The sequence below is a fragment of the Paenibacillus sp. RS8 genome, assembly GCF_041956825.1.
Taxonomy (GTDB): domain Bacteria; phylum Bacillota; class Bacilli; order Paenibacillales; family Paenibacillaceae; genus Paenibacillus_AQ.
Genome location: NZ_CP168131.1, coordinates 506,032 through 524,755 on the forward strand (window position 1 = coordinate 506,032; position 18,724 = coordinate 524,755).

Annotated in this window: 10 protein-coding genes, 16 tRNA genes and 2 rRNA genes; 2 read left to right on the forward strand and 26 right to left on the reverse strand. The window is 46.4% G+C overall.

Translation table 11 applies throughout. From position 1 onward, the window contains the following. Positions 1–94 precede the first annotated feature (94 nt). From ACDZ28_RS03260 to ACDZ28_RS03285, 6 genes are all read right to left on the reverse strand, one after another. Positions 95–1,492: an ADP-ribosylglycohydrolase family protein gene (locus ACDZ28_RS03260; RefSeq protein ID WP_375103994.1), complete on the reverse strand. Its 1,398-nt coding sequence runs from the start codon at positions 1,490–1,492 to the stop codon at positions 95–97. Positions 1,493–1,495: 3 nt separating this feature from the next. After that, positions 1,496–2,449, reverse strand: a complete 954-nt coding sequence (locus tag ACDZ28_RS03265) for a nucleoside hydrolase (RefSeq protein ID WP_375103995.1) — start codon at positions 2,447–2,449, stop codon at positions 1,496–1,498. Positions 2,450–2,493: 44 nt separating this feature from the next. Beyond that, a complete protein-coding gene (locus tag ACDZ28_RS03270; protein ID WP_042131005.1) occupies positions 2,494–3,432 on the reverse strand; it encodes an ABC transporter permease in 939 nt (312 codons plus the stop codon). Next, entirely contained in the window at positions 3,429–4,475 is a 1,047-nt protein-coding gene (locus ACDZ28_RS03275) for an ABC transporter permease (protein WP_042131006.1), read from the reverse strand. Before ACDZ28_RS03275 ends, ACDZ28_RS03270 begins: the two co-directional genes overlap by 4 nt. After that, positions 4,468–6,030: an ABC transporter ATP-binding protein gene (locus ACDZ28_RS03280; RefSeq protein ID WP_076120926.1), complete on the reverse strand. Its 1,563-nt coding sequence runs from the start codon at positions 6,028–6,030 to the stop codon at positions 4,468–4,470. Before ACDZ28_RS03280 ends, ACDZ28_RS03275 begins: the two co-directional genes overlap by 8 nt. 102 nt (positions 6,031–6,132) lie before the next feature. Beyond that, on the reverse strand, positions 6,133–7,272 hold the full coding sequence (locus ACDZ28_RS03285) for a BMP family ABC transporter substrate-binding protein (RefSeq protein WP_375103996.1): 1,140 nt from the start codon (positions 7,270–7,272) through the stop codon (positions 6,133–6,135). A gap of 328 nt (positions 7,273–7,600) precedes the next feature. On the opposite strand from ACDZ28_RS03285, the gene ACDZ28_RS03290 reads away from it, so the two are divergent. After that, on the forward strand, positions 7,601–8,350 hold the full coding sequence (locus tag ACDZ28_RS03290) for an AraC family transcriptional regulator (protein WP_339288111.1): 750 nt from the start codon (positions 7,601–7,603) through the stop codon (positions 8,348–8,350). 144 nt (positions 8,351–8,494) lie between these two features. Here the strand turns inward: ACDZ28_RS03290 and ACDZ28_RS03295 are convergent. The 19 genes from ACDZ28_RS03295 to ACDZ28_RS03385 form a co-directional block, all read right to left on the reverse strand. Then, positions 8,495–8,573: transfer RNA gene (locus ACDZ28_RS03295), tRNA-Leu, on the reverse strand. Positions 8,574–8,587: 14 nt separating this feature from the next. Then, positions 8,588–8,661, reverse strand: a tRNA-Cys gene (locus ACDZ28_RS03300). Between the two features lie 12 nt (positions 8,662–8,673). Then, positions 8,674–8,748, reverse strand: a tRNA-Gly gene (locus ACDZ28_RS03305). Positions 8,749–8,754: 6 nt separating this feature from the next. Continuing rightward, positions 8,755–8,829 (reverse strand) — tRNA-Gln (locus ACDZ28_RS03310). 19 nt (positions 8,830–8,848) lie between these two features. Continuing rightward, a tRNA-His gene (locus ACDZ28_RS03315) sits at positions 8,849–8,924 on the reverse strand. A gap of 40 nt (positions 8,925–8,964) precedes the next feature. Further along, positions 8,965–9,040: transfer RNA gene (locus ACDZ28_RS03320), tRNA-His, on the reverse strand. A gap of 36 nt (positions 9,041–9,076) precedes the next feature. Next, positions 9,077–9,150 (reverse strand) — tRNA-Trp (locus tag ACDZ28_RS03325). A gap of 7 nt (positions 9,151–9,157) precedes the next feature. Beyond that, positions 9,158–9,243 (reverse strand) — tRNA-Tyr (locus ACDZ28_RS03330). Positions 9,244–9,248: 5 nt separating this feature from the next. After that, a tRNA-Thr gene (locus tag ACDZ28_RS03335) sits at positions 9,249–9,324 on the reverse strand. A 20-nt stretch (positions 9,325–9,344) separates the two neighbouring features. Further along, positions 9,345–9,420: transfer RNA gene (locus ACDZ28_RS03340), tRNA-Phe, on the reverse strand. 7 nt (positions 9,421–9,427) lie between these two features. Beyond that, a tRNA-Asp gene (locus tag ACDZ28_RS03345) sits at positions 9,428–9,505 on the reverse strand. Between the two features lie 26 nt (positions 9,506–9,531). Then, positions 9,532–9,608: transfer RNA gene (locus ACDZ28_RS03350), tRNA-Met, on the reverse strand. Between the two features lie 17 nt (positions 9,609–9,625). Further along, positions 9,626–9,701: transfer RNA gene (locus tag ACDZ28_RS03355), tRNA-Val, on the reverse strand. 55 nt (positions 9,702–9,756) lie between these two features. Continuing rightward, positions 9,757–9,831: transfer RNA gene (locus ACDZ28_RS03360), tRNA-Glu, on the reverse strand. An 18-nt stretch (positions 9,832–9,849) separates the two neighbouring features. Then, a tRNA-Ser gene (locus ACDZ28_RS03365) sits at positions 9,850–9,942 on the reverse strand. A 3-nt stretch (positions 9,943–9,945) separates the two neighbouring features. Then, a tRNA-Asn gene (locus ACDZ28_RS03370) sits at positions 9,946–10,021 on the reverse strand. A 60-nt stretch (positions 10,022–10,081) separates the two neighbouring features. Further along, a 23S ribosomal RNA gene (locus ACDZ28_RS03375) occupies positions 10,082–13,009 on the reverse strand. 259 nt (positions 13,010–13,268) lie between these two features. Then, positions 13,269–14,826, reverse strand: a 16S ribosomal RNA gene (locus ACDZ28_RS03380). Together the 16S and 23S rRNA genes with 16 tRNA genes alongside form the textbook arrangement of a ribosomal RNA operon. 428 nt (positions 14,827–15,254) lie before the next feature. After that, the gene (locus tag ACDZ28_RS03385) at positions 15,255–16,139 is read right to left on the reverse strand and encodes a nucleotidyltransferase-like protein (protein ID WP_052414741.1); all 885 of its coding nucleotides are present in this window, start codon (positions 16,137–16,139) and stop codon (positions 15,255–15,257) included. A gap of 127 nt (positions 16,140–16,266) precedes the next feature. Here ACDZ28_RS03385 and ACDZ28_RS03390 point away from each other — a divergent pair, with 127 nt between their 5' ends. Then, a complete protein-coding gene (locus tag ACDZ28_RS03390) occupies positions 16,267–16,632 on the forward strand; it encodes a DUF2614 family zinc ribbon-containing protein (RefSeq protein ID WP_042131010.1) in 366 nt (121 codons plus the stop codon). Between the two features lie 123 nt (positions 16,633–16,755). Here the strand turns inward: ACDZ28_RS03390 and ACDZ28_RS03395 are convergent, their stop codons facing one another. Beyond that, the gene (locus ACDZ28_RS03395; RefSeq protein ID WP_375105302.1) at positions 16,756–18,471 is read right to left on the reverse strand and encodes a glycosyl hydrolase family 18 protein; all 1,716 of its coding nucleotides are present in this window, start codon (positions 18,469–18,471) and stop codon (positions 16,756–16,758) included. Positions 18,472–18,724 lie beyond the last annotated feature (253 nt).

Consider the following 18,724-nt stretch of genomic DNA (forward strand, 5'->3'; position numbering starts at 1 on the left):
TTGCATCTATTTCAAGAACTAGGTCAGCACGAAAAAAAGGATGCTTAAGCACGGTGGCTTAAGTCATCCCTTAATTATTTTGCGTATCCCTGATCTAAAACTTTCCGCCAAGCTCCTTGCGAATCTTCAAGAACACCTGATAGCTGCGCTCCGCGCATTCCGAAATCGCTATCGGATGAAACCCGGGTAAATCTGCATATAGTGTATCATGGAGCGGTTCAACCCATGTAGCCGGCAACACACTTGCTCCAAGCTTCGCTCCCATAATCGACCCCACTGTAGCTCCATTACAGTCTGTATCCATTCCTCCGTATACGGAAGTAACGACCGCTTTTTCGAAATCATTCCCGCCATAGACCAGCGAAGCAGCTACAAGAGCAGCATTATTATTGGTATGCACTGCATCATAGTGGCTGAATGTATCCCAAATCTTACTCACCAACTCACGCTCACTCTTAGCCTTGTGCGCAATATCTATGCCTCGTAGTACATCACTTGCCAGACGACTAGTACTAGGGATCTCACTAAGACCAATCTCTAGGATACGCTCGTTATCTTTTTCAGCAAAAGCCGCCGAAATCATCGCTGCATTAAACATCTCGCCATAGATCCCGTTCTTCACATGTGAAAAAGAAGCATCGCGCCAGCCTAGCTCCGCCGCAAGCTCCGGATGGCCTGCCGCGCCATACGCCAGTCCGTCTGCGCGTATAGCCGCACCAATCCACTCCCGGTATGGATTTAAGTGCATCCGCACTCTTTCCTGCCGCGCCAGCCAATCCGCAGGCTTCTCACCATGTAAATGAGATGTCTCCTGCGCAAAATTCATATACGACTGTGTCTCAGCCGTACATACCTGAGCATATGTCAGATGTTTATGCCAGAGCTTTCCGATATCCCAAGAATCCCAATCCAGTCCTTTCTGCTCCAGCAGCATAAGGCCCAAAACCGTGTAACGAATATCGTCATCGCTTTCCATAAACTTGATTGTCTCTTGGGTACTAGCATAAGTCCAATCACTTAAACCAAGACCATATTCTGCCTCTGCCCGTGAATGACCAGGCGTATAGCCGGTAATTGGCCATGCATCCGCACCTCGGAACCACAGCTCAATATTCTCCCAGCCCGGGCGTCCATCTTTACCGTAGAGGTAGTCCCAATACTCCAGTGGTTTTCCGAGTGCACAGCCAACACTTCTACCCAGCCAAGCACCATAGAACTTGTCTCTCCACTCCGCCTCGCTCCATTCTGGATGCAGCTTACGTGGACCTTCTGGACGTAGACGACGAATCTCTTCCAGTGAAGAGGGCTCTTCATAAGGAAAGTCCTCAGCAACCGTGAGCTCCATCAACTCGTTGTATACTTGCATCAGCTTAATCTCATCGGCACCTGCAGCAGCTAGTTTATCCGCGAAGCCGTCAATCTTGCAGCCTTCTTCTCCACGCTGAACCAATTCAAACTGAACCGTCTCCTGAAGTCTCTCCCATCCTGCCATAGGTTAATTCCCTTCAGCCGCAAGCAGCTCTTGATCTAGCTTTTCCAGTGAATCAAAGATCAGTTTCATAAATGCTTCCCGGTCTACTCCCACCAGAACTTCTACATTTGCTGGACGATCTGTCTTCTTTCGTTTGTCTGCAACCGTCATTCCACGTGTTAGCTTGCCTTCTGTCTCCACCGTTACATACAGATGCTCGGATACAAACAGTTCAGGGTGCAAGAGCCAAGCTACTGCACATGGATCATGCAGCGCACTGCCAACATAGCCCATTTTCTTTCCGTAAATCGAATAGAAATCTAGCAGCTCTCCGACCATAGTGGACACTGGCCCACGCTCTTTCAATGCTACGATCTCATCTTCGAAAATCGCTGCCTTATCGGTCACATCCAAACCACTCATCGTAATCGGTATACCAGATTCAAACACGATACGAGCGGCTTCAGGATCTACATAGATGTTAAACTCCGCAGTAGAGGTTACATTTCCATAAGAAATTCCTCCGCCCATTAATGAGATCTTTTCAATTCTTTCTTTAATCTCCGGATATGCTGTAATTAATAGCGCAATATTCGTTAAAGGAGCCATCGGTACGAGCGTAATTTTCTCCTCCGAAGAACGGATAATATTCAGCATAAATTCCACAGCGCCTTCTTCTACAGGGCGGAATTTACTTGGCGGCAATAGTGGGCCGTCCATGCCAGATTCACCATGCGCTTCCTCACCTGTAACAAGCTTGCCGAACAGCGGACCCGCAGCCCCTTTGGCTACAGGAATATCCGCATTCACGAAACTGATCACTTTAAGTGCGTTTTCAGTGATTTTATCGAGGATCTGGTTTCCTCCAACCGTTGTAATCCCGCGCAGATCCAGCTTCTCCGAATTTGCTATTGCAAGCAGGATTGCGATAGCGTCATCATGCCCTGGATCGCAGTCAATAATAATAGGTGTTCGCATAGTCATTCACTCCTTAGTTGTATAAATCCTCGTTACTCCTATCGCTATTTCACTAGCGGGCTCTTTAGCTTTTTGTTCTTCTTCCGTGTCTCAGATACAGCATAGATCACTAGTCCAATTACCGTTGCTACATAAGGAAGCGTCGCGATAAGTTCTGCAGGAATCTTCAGGACCTGTAGCGCATTCGACAAGGCGTCTGCCGTACCAAATAATAGAGAGGTTAGCGCCGTGCCTACTGTCGTACTTCTACCCATAGACTCTGCGGCAATCGCAATCCAGCCCCGACCAGCGATCATATCGCGAGTGAACAGTGACAGGTAACCCATCGACATGTAAGCCCCGCCCAAACCAGCGAAAAATCCACTAAGTAGCAAAGCCATATACTGTATTTTCACAACACTTACGCCTACAGATTGAGCAGCATGTGGATTTTCACCCACTGAACGAATGCGCAGACCAAGCGGTGTACGGTTTAAGAGATAGTAGACAACAAACACAGCAATAATAGATACATACGTCAAAATGTGATGACCTGATAGAATAGGCCCAAGCACCGGAATATCCTTCAGCAAAGGAATCTCTACACTAGGTAGCACTTTACTTGCCAGAGAAGTAGAAGAACCCTTATCTCCACTAAGCAGATAAAGAATAAACACGGTTCCTCCCGAAGCGAACATATTAATAGCTACGCCGCCGAGAATGATATGTGTTTTGAATTTCAGTGTGAAAAAAGCTAATATTCCAGCGATCAATGTTCCGGACATCACAGCCCCAAGTAAACCTACCCACGCGCTATGCGTGTAGCTGCTTACAATGACACCAGCTAAAGCCGCGACAAGCATGATGCCTTCCATACCGATGTTGATGATACCCGCTCTATTAGAGATTAATGCTCCAAGCGCAGCGAATAGAATCGGTGTTGTCACTCGAAGGACAGAGAAAGCAAAGTCAGTCGTAAAAATCACATCAAACAAACTGTTCATGCTTCCTTCGCCTCCTTCAAGAGCATCCGATTTTTCCAGAACTTCAGGAATTGCTCAGCCGAAATCAGAAGAATGATAATTGCCTGTATGATAGAAATCATCTCAGAAGGTACATCAGACAGACGTGCCATCATATCGGCTCCGATCCGGATATACGCAAGGAACAATGCAGCACCGATTACGGATAGCGGATTATTCTTGGCTAACATCGCTACAAGAGCACCGTCTAAGCCATAGCCTGGTAACGAAGTCCATTGGAATCGGTTATACATCCCTAGCACTTCTACGGAACCACCCATCCCCGCAATAAAACCAGCAATCAAGTGAACCAGTATAATAACCTTCGCGGTCTTCATGCCTGAATAACGTGCAAAGTTCCGGTTGATGCCTGTCATACGCAGCTCGTATCCCCATTTAGTCTTGTATAAAAATAGATGCGCTGCAATAATAAGCACGATAACGATGATCAGTCCGGTATGAATACGAGTGCCAGGTACCATCTTACTCAGCAGTGCCGTTTTCTCGAATTTGTAGGATACATTGGCGAACGCTTTTGCATCACGTAAATGATAGTTCAGTAGATATAAACCTACTCCAAACAAAATATTATTGAACATCAAGGATGTAACCAGCTCATTGGCATTCCATTTGGCTTTGAGGATCCCGGGGATTGCAGAGAGCAGCGCCCCTACAATAGAACCCGCAGCAATAGCTACGATCGGATGCAGCCAGCCGTCCAGCGTTAAATGAATCGCCAACACGGAGGTTACAACACCGGAGAAATAGAAAATCCCTTCAGCACCCAAGTTGAACATATTTGCTCGGAATAACAAGGAAACCGCTAGCCCTGTGAACATGAGCGGAATAGCCATCTCAATGACGTTACCGATATGACCTTTACTGGATAACGGCTCAAATAGGAATATACCAATCGTCTTCACCGGCTGATTACTGACCAATGAGATGATCAGAAAAGCAATGGCGAGTGCAATAACGATTACCGCCGATGTTCGAATGTATTCAAAATATTTTACTTTAAACATGATTTACGGCCCTCCTGATGTGCTCCTCGTCCTGTCGATGAATCCCTAGCATATAAAGCCCTAATTCTTCTTCACTAACCTTAGAAGGCTCCTCGAAAAAGGCAACAATCTTTCCTTCATACATCACTAGTAGACTATCGCTGATCTCTAAGATCTCATTTAAATCTGCCGACACTAGCAAAATCGCACAATCGTCTGAGCGTAGCTCCAAAAGCTTCTGATGTATGAACTGAGCTGCGCCTATATCCACACCCCGTGTCGGCTGCTCTGCAATAAGCAGTTGCGGTTCAGTAGAACACTCTCTAGCTACGACAACTTTCTGCATGTTACCACCTGATAACATACCTATTGGCTGAGAAGGTCCAGAACAGCGGACTTTAAATTCCTCTACAAGTGATACGGCTAGCTTAGCAATTCGTGATCCATTCAAAAAAGGACCTTTATTCATTTCCTTTGTACGATACTGAGTGGACAGCAGATTATCCGCTATGCTCGCATCACTAGCTATCCCTTGATGCATCCGATCCTCTGGGATATAAGAAACACCCAACTTACGAATATCCAAAATATCCGATTCTCGAATATCCTTTCCCTTCACTAGCACAGAACCCTGGCTTGAAACCCCTCTTAAGCTCCCTGTAAGAGCCTCAATGAGCTGTGTCTGCCCGTTTCCTTCTACACCAGCAATCCCGACGATCTGTCCTCCGCGTACCGCAAAATTAATATCTGATAGCAACGCTTTGCCGTGTGCATCATTTACACCTAGACCTTGCACAGTGAGCACCGCCTCACCAATAGACAGAATCTCCTTGTCATATTTCAACACAACATCTCTACCCACCATGAGTCGGGAAATTTCTTGCTCCGTGACATCCTTCGTTTGGAAGACACCTTCACTACGTCCACTACGCATAATCGTAATTCTGTCGCAGATCGCTTTCACTTCTTTCAACTTGTGTGAAATAAACACAATCGTATGTCCCTGCTCTCTTAATTGCTTAAGCTCACGGAACAATTCTTCTGTTTCCTGTGGGGTTAACACCGCGGTCGGCTCATCTAGAACTAGGATTTTCGCACCACGCAGCAACGCCTTCAGGATCTCAACCTTTTGCTTCATACCAACCGTAAGATCCTCCACTTTTGCTTTTGGATCCACTGCCAGATTGTATTTTTTCGCAGTCTCTTCGGTCATGCGCACGGCTTCAGCATAATTGATGCCGACTCCCTTACGGGGCTCCATGCCCAGCACCATGTTCTCTGCTACCGTAAAAGAAGGAACCAGCATAAAATGCTGGTGAACCATACCGATCCCTCTATCAATGGCATCCTGAGCCGATTGCAGCTTCACTTTTTCTCCCTTGATATAGATCTCACCTTCACTAGGCTCTTCCATGCCGAACATGATCTTCATTAAAGTTGATTTACCCGCGCCGTTCTCGCCCGCAATCGCGTGAATTTCTCCCTCACGTAAAGAAAAATGCACGTCTTTATTTGCAACGACGCCATTGGGATACACCTTCGTAATTCCCCGCATTTCCAACAGAGCTTTGTTCATCGGTCTCAACGCCTTTCCACTTGGAGGTCTGCAAAAATATACAGCTGGAATTCTTCTAATAGAAGAATCTCCAACTGTAGGTTTATCACTTTATAGCTATACTTAAGGCTTAACTGCGTTACGAATGGCTTCTACTTCTGAGGTTTCCATTCCCATCGCGTTATCTACTGTAATTTCTTTATTGATCAGCTTTTGCTTCACTTCTTCAACTTTAGCCTGAAGATCCGCTGGGAAGACATTTTTATATATCTCATTCTCTGCAATGCCTACACCATCATCTACGAAGCTCAATACATCACGTTTACCCATTTCAAGCGTACCCTCTTGTAATTTCTTCACGGCACCTAGAATAGCACTATCAATCTTTTTAATAGAAGAAGTAACGATCAAGTTTGCTTTTTCGCTATCTGTTTCATTAAGTAACATCGCCTGATCAGAGTCTACGCCAATAGCATATTTCTTCTTCTCTTTAGCTGCATCAAAGATCCCAAGACCTGTACCCCCAGCTACGTTAAAAATAACATCCACACCGGAGTTATATTGAATCAGTGAAAGCTCCTTACCTTTAGCCGGGTTAACGAAATCACCAGCATACGATACAGCTACCTTCACATCAGGATCAACATATTGAGCGCCCTGAATGTAGCCAACCAAGAAAGCGTTAATCCCTGGAATATCCATACCGCCTACAAATCCGATCACATTCTCAGGATTAGCATTAGGCATATCGGATTGTGTAGCTAGCGCCGCTACAGCACCTGCTAGAAAAGATACTTCATTAGTCGCATAAGACATGTTGTACATGTTCTCTGGTGCTTCATCTATATCGGTATCATAGTTAATGAATTTTTTGTCTGGATATAATTCAGCCGTTGCATTAAACATCTCTGTAATTTCCGATCCGCCAGAAATAATAACATCCCAATCCTCAGCGGCGATATCGTTAAACGTAGGGTCCCATTTCGTTTTATCGACACCCATTTCTACAACCTTTGTTTCTGCACCCAGTTCATCCTTAACCTTTTGCAAACCGCTATTCGCAGAGTCAAAGAAAGATTTATCTCCAAGCGTTCCTGGAATCAGAAGTACAACTTTGAGTTTATCTCCTGAACTTGTTTCTCCACCTTCAGCCGCATTAGAACCTGCATTCGCGGAAGATCCATTACTCGACGTATTATTTCCACAGGCTGTGACCATTACCATTACTACTAGCAGCAACAAAGAAAGAGCTTTCTTTTTCATTTTTCTATTCCACCCCTATATATAGTTGGTTAGTAATTTGAGAGGTTCTCCATCTTAGTCTGTTGTATATTTCACGATTTAGATGGAAACTCTCATATTTCATGTAACATTGTCAAAATTTTAATAATTTTAACGAATACACTCAAAAATAGAGAGAAAATTATAATTTTTACGAATAATCCGACTAATTTCCGAACGAGATGGCCAGTCAGGTTGCTAATCTTCGGATTTCTTGATACGATCATATCAAATATTAATGAAAATAATTATATGATTTCGGTCATAATTTTGTACGATTCGGCTAAAACATAATTATTGGAGGCTCATCATGGATCGTGTTCTATATATTGTAAATGCAGCACATGAGGTTAATACCTATATTCCACCACACCAGCATGAATGTTATGAACTAGTCTATTATTTAAACGGATTAGGAACTACCAATGTAGGTTCGCGAAGTTATCATTTTCGTTCTTCTTCATTCGCGCTAATACCACCCAATCATAAACATGACGAGAATCATCGCGAAGACGCTACTATACTATTTGTAGGCTTCCATTCAAATCACCCAAATATGGAGAATTTGCAAGGCGTATATGAAGATGATAAAGACCATACTGTTCTACAGATCTTGCTTCGAATGAAAGCAGAGTTTACGCGCAAACAAGATGGATTCTCTGAACTATTGAACCTTCAAATGAGCGAAATCACTGTTCATCTGATACGGCTTCTTAGCGCCTCTGGGTTTCAATCGCCAACGGAAGACAGAGTCCAATATGTTCTAAACTATATGAATGAGCATTACCGCCATAAGCTATCGGTCGCAACACTCTCTGAGATGTCTGGATACAGCTATGATCGTTTCCGCCATTTATTTAAAGAGCGATTCGGTTCTTCACCTCTTCGCTATCTACTATTGAAACGTCTGGATTATGCAAAGTCTCTCTTGCAACATACCCAAATGCATATCTCAGAAGTATCTGCCGCTGCAGGGTTTGTGAATGACGCTCAATTCTGCAATATGTTCAAACGTGAGGTAGGTCTCACACCGCGGACATTCCGACTAAGCAGTCAATAAAATTACAATTCACTCCGCTTCACATAAAAAAGCCGTTGAATTAGAAGTGTCTCTAATTCAACGGCTTAAGAATAAAAGTTCATAGACAAAGAAAAAAGGTTAGTAAATTCGCTTGTATTAGCAACTTTACTAACCTTTTTGATATACCGGCGAGAGGACTCGAACCTCCACGGTTTCCCTCTCGATTTTGAGTCGAGCGCGTCTGCCATTCCGCCACGCCGGCACATATGAAATTAATGGAGGCGCCACCCAGATTTGAACTGGGGATAAAGCTTTTGCAGAGCTTTGCCTTACCACTTGGCTATGGCGCCATATGAAAACATTGGAGCGGACGACGGGAATCGAACCCGCGACCCTCGCCTTGGCAAGGCGATGCTCTACCGCTGAGCCACGTCCGCATAAAATGGCTGGGGATATAGGATTTGAACCTATGCATGACGGAGTCAAAGTCCGTTGCCTTACCGCTTGGCTAATCCCCAATAACATTTTAAAGTAAAATGGGGCGACTGATGGGTCTCGAACCCACGAATGCCGGAACCACAATCCGGTGCGTTAACCCCTTCGCCACAGTCGCCATATTAAACTGAATTTGTTGCTGTTCTTCTTAAAGTAAATGGGGCGACCGATGGGACTTGAACCCACGAATGCCGGATCCACAAACCGGTGCGTTAACCCCTTCGCCACGACCGCCATATTAAACTTTAGAGAAAGACTTTAGATAAAGATTGGCAGGGGCAGCAGGAATTGAACCCACACCAACGGTTTTGGAGACCGTTGTTCTACCTTTAAACTATGCCCCTAAAAAAATGGTGGGGGATGATGGATTCGAACCACCGAACACGTGAGTGAGCAGATTTACAGTCTGATGCGTTTGGCCACTTCGCTAATCCCCCAAAGATGGTGCCGGCGAGAGGACTTGAACCCCCAACCTACTGATTACAAGTCAGTTGCTCTACCAATTGAGCTACACCGGCATATTAAGTTATATACTACATGGTGGCTCGAGACGGATTCGAACCGCCGACACGAGGATTTTCAGTCCTCTGCTCTACCGACTGAGCTATCGAGCCAAGAAAATGGCGGAACCGACGAGATTCGAACTCGCGATCTCCTGCGTGACAGGCAGGCATGTTAGGCCAACTACACCACGGTTCCAAAAGATATAATTACTTGATGAAAATTGGTTGCGGGGGCAGGATTTGAACCTGCGGCCTTCGGGTTATGAGCCCGACGAGCTACCGGGCTGCTCCACCCCGCGTCGTTCTTAAATGAATATGGTGGAGGCTGAGGGGATCGAACCCCCGACCCTCTGCTTGTAAGGCAGATGCTCTCCCAGCTGAGCTAAGCCTCCGTAAACAACAATTGTTATTGTACCAAAGTCCACTATGTAAAATCAAGTGAAAATTTGGTGACCCGTATGGGATTCGAACCCATGTTACCTCCGTGAAAGGGAGGTGTCTTAACCCCTTGACCAACGGGCCATACTAATTAAAAATTTGTGGCGGAGAGAGAGGGATTCGAACCCTCGAGACGCTTGTGGCGCCTACACGATTTCCAATCGTGCTCCTTCGGCCAAACTCGGACACCTCTCCATATGGCTCCCCGAACAGGACTCGAACCTGTGACAACTCGATTAACAGTCGAGTGCTCTACCAACTGAGCTATCAGGGAATATTCATACCAGGCTTGATGCCTGAAAACTGAATCCGAATTGAATTTGCGTTTTAAGTATAGGATAAGCCCTCGACCGATTAGTATTGGTCAGCTCCATGCATTACTGCACTTCCACCTCCAACCTATCTACCTCGTCGTCTTCAAGGGGTCTTACTAATTGGGAAATCTCATCTTGAGGGGGGCTTCACGCTTAGATGCTTTCAGCGCTTATCCCGTCCGTACGTAGCTACCCAGCCATGCTTCTGGCGAAACAACTGGTGCACCAGCGGTACGTCCATCCCGGTCCTCTCGTACTAAGGACAGCTCCTCTCAAATTTCCTGCGCCCACGACAGATAGGGACCGAACTGTCTCACGACGTTCTGAACCCAGCTCGCGTACCGCTTTAATGGGCGAACAGCCCAACCCTTGGGACCTACTTCAGCCCCAGGATGCGATGAGCCGACATCGAGGTGCCAAACCTCCCCGTCGATGTGGACTCTTGGGGGAGATAAGCCTGTTATCCCCAGGGTAGCTTTTATCCGTTGAGCGATGGCCCTTCCATGCGGTACCACCGGATCACTAAGTCCGACTTTCGTCCCTGCTCGACTTGTAGGTCTCGCAGTCAAGCTCCCTTATGCCTTTGCACTCTTCGAATGATTTCCAACCATTCTGAGGGAACCTTGGAACGCCTCCGTTACTCTTTAGGAGGCGACCGCCCCAGTCAAACTGCCCGCCTGACACGGTCCCCGTACCCGATTAGGGCACTAGGTTAGAACCTAGATACGATCAGGGTGGTATCCCAACGGCGCCTCCACCGAAGCTTGCGCTCCGATTTCTACGGCTCCCACCTATCCTGTACAGATCGTACCCAAATTCAATATCAAGCTGCAGTAAAGCTCCATGGGGTCTTTCCGTCTTGTCGCGGGTAACCTGCATCTTCACAGGTATTAAAATTTCACCGGATCTCTCGTTGAGACAGCGCCCAAGTCGTTACGCCATTCGTGCGGGTCAGAATTTACCTGACAAGGAATTTCGCTACCTTAGGACCGTTATAGTTACGGCCGCCGTTTACTGGGGCTTCGGTTCATAGCTTCGGGTTACCCCTAACCACTCCCCTTAACCTTCCAGCACCGGGCAGGCGTCAGCCCGTATACTTCGCCTTGCGGCTTCGCACAGACCTGTGTTTTTGCTAAACAGTCGCTTGGGCCTTTTCACTGCGGCCCCCTCGTGCTATTCACACTACCGGGGCACCCCTTCTCCCGAAGTTACGGGGTCATTTTGCCGAGTTCCTTAACGAGAGTTCTTCCGCGCGCCTTAGAATTCTCTTCTCGCCTACCTGTGTCGGTTTGCGGTACGGGCACCTTCTCCTGGCTAGAGGCTTTTCTTGGCAGTGTGAGATCATGACCTTCGCTACTACAATTTTCGCTCCCCATCACAGCCCAGCCTTAACGATGTGCGGATTTGCCTACACATCAGCCTCACTGCTTAGACGGACATATCCATCAGTCCGCGTCACTACCCTCCTGCGTCACCCCATCGCTCATAGCGGATTACGGTGGTACAGTAATTTCAAACTGTTGTCCTTCGACTACGCCTTTCGGCCTCGCCTTAGGTCCCGACTTACCCTGAGCGGACGAGCCTTCCTCAGGAAACCTTGGGCTTTCGGCGGATCAGATTCTCACTGATCTTTTCGTTACTCATACCGGCATTCTCACTTGTATGCTGTCCAGCGCTCCTTACGGTACACCTTCAACCCACATACAACGCTCCCCTACCCCAGATACATAGTATCTAGCCATAGCTTCGGTGGTGTGTTTAGCCCCGTTACATTTTCGGCGCAGAGTCACTCGACCAGTGAGCTATTACGCACTCTTTCAATGGTGGCTGCTTCTAAGCCAACATCCTGGTTGTCTGTGCAACTCCACATCCTTTCCCACTTAACACACACTTGGGGACCTTAGCTGATGGTCTGGGCTGTTTCCCTTTTGACAATGGATCTTAGCACTCACTGTCTGACTCCCGGCAATAAGTATATGGCATTCGGAGTTTGACTGAGCTTGGTAATCCTTGCGGACCCCGCACCCAATCAGTGCTCTACCTCCACTACTCTTATACCGAGGCTAGCCCTAAAGCTATTTCGGGGAGAACCAGCTATCTCCGAGTTCGATTGGAATTTCTCCGCTACCCCCACCTCATCCCCGCACTTTTCAACGTGCGTGGGTTCGGGCCTCCAGTGCGTGTTACCGCACCTTCACCCTGGACAGGGGTAGATCACACGGTTTCGGGTCTACGTCCACATACTGAGTCGCCCTATTCAGACTCGCTTTCGCTGCGGCTCCGTCTTCTCGACTTAACCTTGCATGTTAAACGTAACTCGCCGGTTCATTCTACAAAAGGCACGCCATCACCCATAGATAGGGCTCTGACTTTTTGTAAGCACACGGTTTCAGGTTCTATTTCACTCCCCTTCCGGGGTGCTTTTCACCTTTCCCTCACGGTACTGTTTCACTATCGGTCGCCAGGTAGTATTTAGCCTTAGCAGATGGTCCTGCTGGATTCATACGGGGTTTCACGTGCCCCGCACTACTCGGGATCCGTCTCGGAGAGAACACAGTTTAGGCTACAGGGCTTTTACCTCTATCGCGGGCCTTTCCAGACCTCTTCGCCTACCATATTCCTTTGTAACTCCATGTGAGACGTCCCACAACCCCTAAGAGCAAGCTCTTAGGTTTAGGCTGTTCCGCGTTCGCTCGCCGCTACTGACGGAATCACTATTGTTTTCTCTTCCTCAGGGTACTTAGATGTTTCAGTTCCCCTGGTCTGCCTCTACATACCCTATGTATTCAGGTATGAGTAACTGCGAATTACCACAGCTGGGTTTCCCCATTCGGACACCCCCGGATCAAAGCTTGCTTACAGCTCCCCGAGGCAGTTTCGTTGTTCGCCACGTCCTTCGTCGGCTCCTGGCGCCTAGGCATCCTCCGTGTGCTCTTATTAGCTTAACCTTGATTTTTCCACAGGAAAATATCATACGATATCTCTCTTGGAATCATCTCACTAATAACATTTACTTGTTTGCACAAGTTGCTAAAAGATGTTCTAAAACGCAAATTCGTTTCGGTATCCAGTTTTCAAGGATCAAGTCTTACTTGAGAGCTTAAACTCTCAAAACTGAGCAACGAGTGAGTAACAGGCCTAAACCTGAGATTTGGAAGTTTAACTTCCGATTTGAATGTCTTCATTGCAGAAGACGATTCTCCATAGAAAGGAGGTGATCCAGCCGCACCTTCCGATACGGCTACCTTGTTACGACTTCACCCCAATCATCTACCCCACCTTCGGCGGCTGGCTCCCTTGCGGGTTACCCCACCGACTTCGGGTGTTGTAAACTCTCGTGGTGTGACGGGCGGTGTGTACAAGACCCGGGAACGTATTCACCGCGGCATGCTGATCCGCGATTACTAGCAATTCCGACTTCATGCAGGCGAGTTGCAGCCTGCAATCCGAACTGAGACCGGCTTTGATGGGATTGGCTCCACCTCGCGGCTTCGCTTCCCGTTGTACCGGCCATTGTAGTACGTGTGTAGCCCAGGTCATAAGGGGCATGATGATTTGACGTCATCCCCACCTTCCTCCGGTTTGTCACCGGCAGTCACTCTAGAGTGCCCAACATTACTTGCTGGCAACTAAAGTTAAGGGTTGCGCTCGTTGCGGGACTTAACCCAACATCTCACGACACGAGCTGACGACAACCATGCACCACCTGTCTCCTCTGTCCCGAAGGCCGCTGCTATCTCTAGCAGATTCAGAGGGATGTCAAGACCTGGTAAGGTTCTTCGCGTTGCTTCGAATTAAACCACATACTCCACTGCTTGTGCGGGTCCCCGTCAATTCCTTTGAGTTTCAGTCTTGCGACCGTACTCCCCAGGCGGAGTGCTTACTGTGTTAACTTCGGCACCAAGGGTATCGAAACCCCTAACACCTAGCACTCATCGTTTACGGCGTGGACTACCAGGGTATCTAATCCTGTTTGCTCCCCACGCTTTCGCGCCTCAGCGTCAGTTACAGCCCAGAAAGTCGCCTTCGCCACTGGTGTTCCTCCACATATCTACGCATTTCACCGCTACACGTGGAATTCCACTTTCCTCTTCTGTACTCAAGTCACCCAGTTTCCAGTGCGACCTTAGGTTGAGCCCAAGGTTTAAACACCAGACTTAAATGACCGCCTGCGCGCGCTTTACGCCCAATAATTCCGGACAACGCTTGCCCCCTACGTATTACCGCGGCTGCTGGCACGTAGTTAGCCGGGGCTTTCTTCTCAGGTACCGTCACTCCGATAGCAGTTACTCTATCGGACGTTCTTCCCTGGCAACAGAGCTTTACGATCCGAAAACCTTCATCACTCACGCGGCGTTGCTCCGTCAGACTTTCGTCCATTGCGGAAGATTCCCTACTGCTGCCTCCCGTAGGAGTCTGGGCCGTGTCTCAGTCCCAGTGTGGCCGTTCACCCTCTCAGGTCGGCTACGCATCGTCGCCTTGGTGGGCCGTTACCCCACCAACTAGCTAATGCGCCGCAGGCCCATCCCTCAGTGACAGATTGCTCCGTCTTTCATTCTTTCTTCAGGAGAAAAAAGAAATTATCCGGTATTAGCTACCGTTTCCGGTAGTTATCCCAGTCTAAGGGGCAGGTTGCCTACGTGTTACTCACCCGTCCGCCGCTAAGTCATTTTGAAAGAAAGCTTTCAAAATGACTCCGCTCGACTTGCATGTATTAGGCACGCCGCCAGCGTTCGTCCTGAGCCAGGATCAAACTCTCCAATTAGTATTGAAAAGAGCGATATGCTCATTTTGAAACATCTGACGAGAAAATTAATTCTCTAATTTGGATTTCACTTTCGTGATTTCCTACTCACTCGTTGTTCAGTTTTCAAAGATCAAGTTCTTTATTTCGTCGTTGTTGTTGTTCAGCAGCGACCTTTATAATATATCACAGCGTCCTCGTTTTAGTCAACCTTTTTTTTAATTTCTTTTTTTCGGTTGTCTTTCGAATGTTTTCGAAAGCACATCTCTGTGTCAGAGGGACGAGTTATAATTTAACACATGAACAAGGAATGAGTCAACCATAAATTTATTAGAATAAATATGAGCCCATCCTAATAGTGAGCAAACAAAAAAGAGAGTGCTTAGCCTCTCCCTATCCCTACTTACTTTATCTATAGATTACCGTGAAACCCTGCATCTAATTCTTCTCTATAAGGTATATCGGATCGCATGACCCTCTCCCCCGTATCCAGCAGTCCATAAAGTAATCTCACGGATTAATGAACGAGAAACAAGCTTTCGTAATACCAATGGCAACTCAGCCTCTAATTGACATAGGCCAGAATGCTGAAGCAATTCTTTTATGCTCCACGCTTCCTTGCGGCTATTCAAAATATTAAAGAGCAACGCACAACAATCGGTCATTTTGGACATAATTCCAAATTCACACGCTAGAAGAACAAGCTCAACTCTTTGCTCTAAGGTCTCCGTGCTTATGGTTAGTTCCTCATATAATTTATGGACCGAAGTATTCAAGCTTTTAACTTGCTCCCAAACAGCGGGCTCTGGAAATAAACCAGCTTCACTCACTTCTATTCTTGCCCAATGATATAAAGCCATCAATACACAGTTATACGCATCCATAATGCAGCCGGCTTCTATATACCTTTTAGATTTCACATACAAATGCAAGAATCGCGCAAACTCCATGAACTCGACTCGTTCCTTTAGAGGGCCTTCGAATTGCAAAATTTCCCGGCGCATATCCCCTAATATTCCTTTGGGATCCCAGATCACTTCCCCAATCATCAAACTAGTAAGGAGTTCGTTATTATCGCCCGCCATGACAGCCCGCTCCAAAGCGGAAAGGCCGATATGGACTGACTGTGTCCGTTTGTCACCGGCAATGGTGTGGCGAACAATATGTTCTAAATCCTGTTCCTCGTGCAAAACTAACACAACCATATCAAAATCGTGAAGTAGCGCGCTTTGAAATGGAGTACTTCCTTCCTGCCGCAAAGCGACAGCTCCTAAAACATTCTCTTCAAACGTTTCTCCACTCAACAAAGTTACATTGGACAATGACAATTCCATGCTTCCCTCCATTAAATTTGGCGAATTTGCGTCCAGTCAGTTATAATTCAGTTATAATTATTATTCTACATATGAAAGACAGTTCCTTCTGGACAACCCAACTATATTTAGTTAGGAGCAAACACTCATGAAGTTTAAAACGGCTAAGATCAACGCTTTTCGCACATGGGGATTACTGCTCACAATGCTCGGAATGGGACTTATGGTTTTGGGTACAGCAGGCATAGTATTCTGGGGATCAACCGGAAAAGTATTCGCTGGAATCGGACTTGTAATCGGTTTAATTTCCATGATGTCAAGTCTTGCGATCTATTTCTGGGCTGGCATGCTGTCAACGAGCGCAGTTCAGCTAGAGTGCCCAGAATGTCACAAGCTAACCAAGATGCTCGGCAAAACAGACCGCTGTATGTTCTGCCACACCATCCTTACTATGGATCCGGCAGAGGCCAATATTACAGCAGAACAGCTTGAGCAGCAGCAACTTAACCACTAAACACATCTTACAAAAGTTCACTACTAGCGAAGTATATGTACTCTATTAATGTTCACCAAGCATTACCTAGAACAAAAAAGGGCCCCATTTGGGGCCCTTTTCGTTATTATCTAAGATAAAGAATTATTTATGGATTCCTTGTAATGCTTCCCATGCGGATGGGTTACTAAAGCTGCGATTCCACGACCCAATGCCTCCAAGCCCCATGGACTTAGCAAGCTCAACTCTTGATTTTAAGCTCACCTCATCTTCTATCCATATTTTCTTAAGAGCGCCATCTTCCTTGTATTCTACGTAATTCTGCCCAGCATCCTTATCAAATGTCGGGGTTAGCTTCTTCTCTTTAATAATTTTTTCAACGGCATTCATACTAACCGATTTAGAGCTTACCTTTGTCTTGCCATCTACTTGAGCCTCAGTCCAGATGCGGGTGTACAATGGGATCCCCAGAATCACCTTCTCAGGCGGCACATTGTCCTCCTCTATGATCCGGCTTATTGAATTCTCTACCCAAGGTAAGGAGGCAACAGAGCCCGCGATAGGGCTAGCCGCCCAATGTTCATCATATGCCATCACTATCAGATAATCGACTAATGTCCCAAGAGCCTTGCGATCAAGGAACGCAGACCACATCTCGCTATTGGATTTAGGTGTCACGTCTATGGAGACGATTAGATTCTTAGCCTGAGCCATAGGCTTTAACTCTCTCATAAATTGAGTGACATTCTCTCCGTCTTTCGTATACACATTCTCAAAATCGATATTAATTCCATTCAAATTATATAAATCCGAATATTCTAAGATCTGAACGATTGCATTCATCCGTTTTTCATAGGTAGACAATGCCTCAGTAGTCATGTCTGGATCGAAGCTATTGCTGAGCAGTCCCCATACCTCTAACCCGCGCTCATGTGCCCACTGCACATATGCACTGTCGGCCTGACTGCGCACATTGCCATCACCATCGATAATACTGAACCAGGTTGGGCTAGCCACATTGACGCCTGGTAGCTCACCGAAGGTTTCTGGGTTAGGTTTGCGTTGGTAAACAGCCTCCCAATACAAATTCACTGACTTCCCTTTCCAGTTACGTTCAGCGCGTGTTGGCGTGGATTTTTTTGGCTCCACTGTCTTTTGACCATCCGGAATAATGTCACTTGCCTTGGCATAACCTGCATACCCGCTGCTTAATTGTACAAACAGCCAGTCCTTATTTTCCTCAATCCAAATATTCACGACTGCCCCAGGAGACATATCCGCAACGATAGGTGCGTGAATAGATGCCTCATTTCGAAGAGCTACTGACTTGCCTCCTTGTTCGCCTTTAACTTTCCCAAGCGAGACAGTCTCTCCTGCCGTCATAAGTAGTATTGCGCCAGTAGTTGTATCCTCCTGAATTTCAAACCCATACAGATCTTCTAATACATCCGCCGGAAGGTAGGTTACTTTCTCCTTCACTTCAGGCGCTAACCGCAGCTGCAATGGACGATTGTTCAGACTGGCATCAGTTTTATTCTCCTGCATGTATAGCAGCTCGCTATCCGTTGATAATATGACCGATTTCGTCTTCTCTTCATAACGAATGGACGGATCCACATACTCTTGCAACAACGGTAATGGTAACAACATGCTATCCCCAGTCCCACTGGCAGAATAACCGGTGTGCTCTCCTTTTACAAATATGGGATGCTCTTGAGCTTTCCAGTCCACATCTATGTGCTGACGATTTGGCAATACATAAAATACTATCCAGTAAGCTGCACCTGCAATAATTAAAAGTCCAAACAAGCGTCTAAAAAAACCTCCGCGCTTTTTAACGCGTCTATGTCCCTGTCTTATATCCAAAATATATCCTCCAGATAATGAAATAATTTTTAATAGAGTCTAACATTACGATTATAACATCCACTTGGTTTCGTATAACCAGTATAAAAAAGTCATTATTCCTATAAAATGTTATATCCAAGAAGAAATGACGTTGTCGCCCTTTATAGATGACAAGCGTTTCTCGTAGAGAAATAAAAGGATAATGCATAGCGTGAAACTTATATGTTCTTATATTTAAAAAATAAAAACGTGAGTCCTCCGCTTT

What these genes read in the sequence shown, in the direction of transcription:
- ACDZ28_RS03260 (WP_375103994.1), bottom strand. Translation starts at nt 1,492, where the DNA reads ATGGCAGGATGGGAGAGACTTCAGGAGACGGTTCAGTTTGAATTGGTT.
- ACDZ28_RS03265 (WP_375103995.1), bottom strand. Translation starts at nt 2,449, where the DNA reads ATGCGAACACCTATTATTATTGACTGCGATCCAGGGCATGATGACGCT.
- ACDZ28_RS03270 (WP_042131005.1), bottom strand. Translation starts at nt 3,432, where the DNA reads ATGAACAGTTTGTTTGATGTGATTTTTACGACTGACTTTGCTTTCTCT.
- ACDZ28_RS03275 (WP_042131006.1), bottom strand. Translation starts at nt 4,475, where the DNA reads ATGTTTAAAGTAAAATATTTTGAATACATTCGAACATCGGCGGTAATC.
- ACDZ28_RS03280 (WP_076120926.1), bottom strand. Translation starts at nt 6,030, where the DNA reads ATGAACAAAGCTCTGTTGGAAATGCGGGGAATTACGAAGGTGTATCCC.
- ACDZ28_RS03285 (WP_375103996.1), bottom strand. Translation starts at nt 7,272, where the DNA reads ATGAAAAAGAAAGCTCTTTCTTTGTTGCTGCTAGTAGTAATGGTAATG.
- ACDZ28_RS03290 (WP_339288111.1), top strand. Translation starts at nt 7,601, where the DNA reads ATGGATCGTGTTCTATATATTGTAAATGCAGCACATGAGGTTAATACC.
- ACDZ28_RS03385 (WP_052414741.1), bottom strand. Translation starts at nt 16,139, where the DNA reads ATGGAATTGTCATTGTCCAATGTAACTTTGTTGAGTGGAGAAACGTTT.
- ACDZ28_RS03390 (WP_042131010.1), top strand. Translation starts at nt 16,267, where the DNA reads ATGAAGTTTAAAACGGCTAAGATCAACGCTTTTCGCACATGGGGATTA.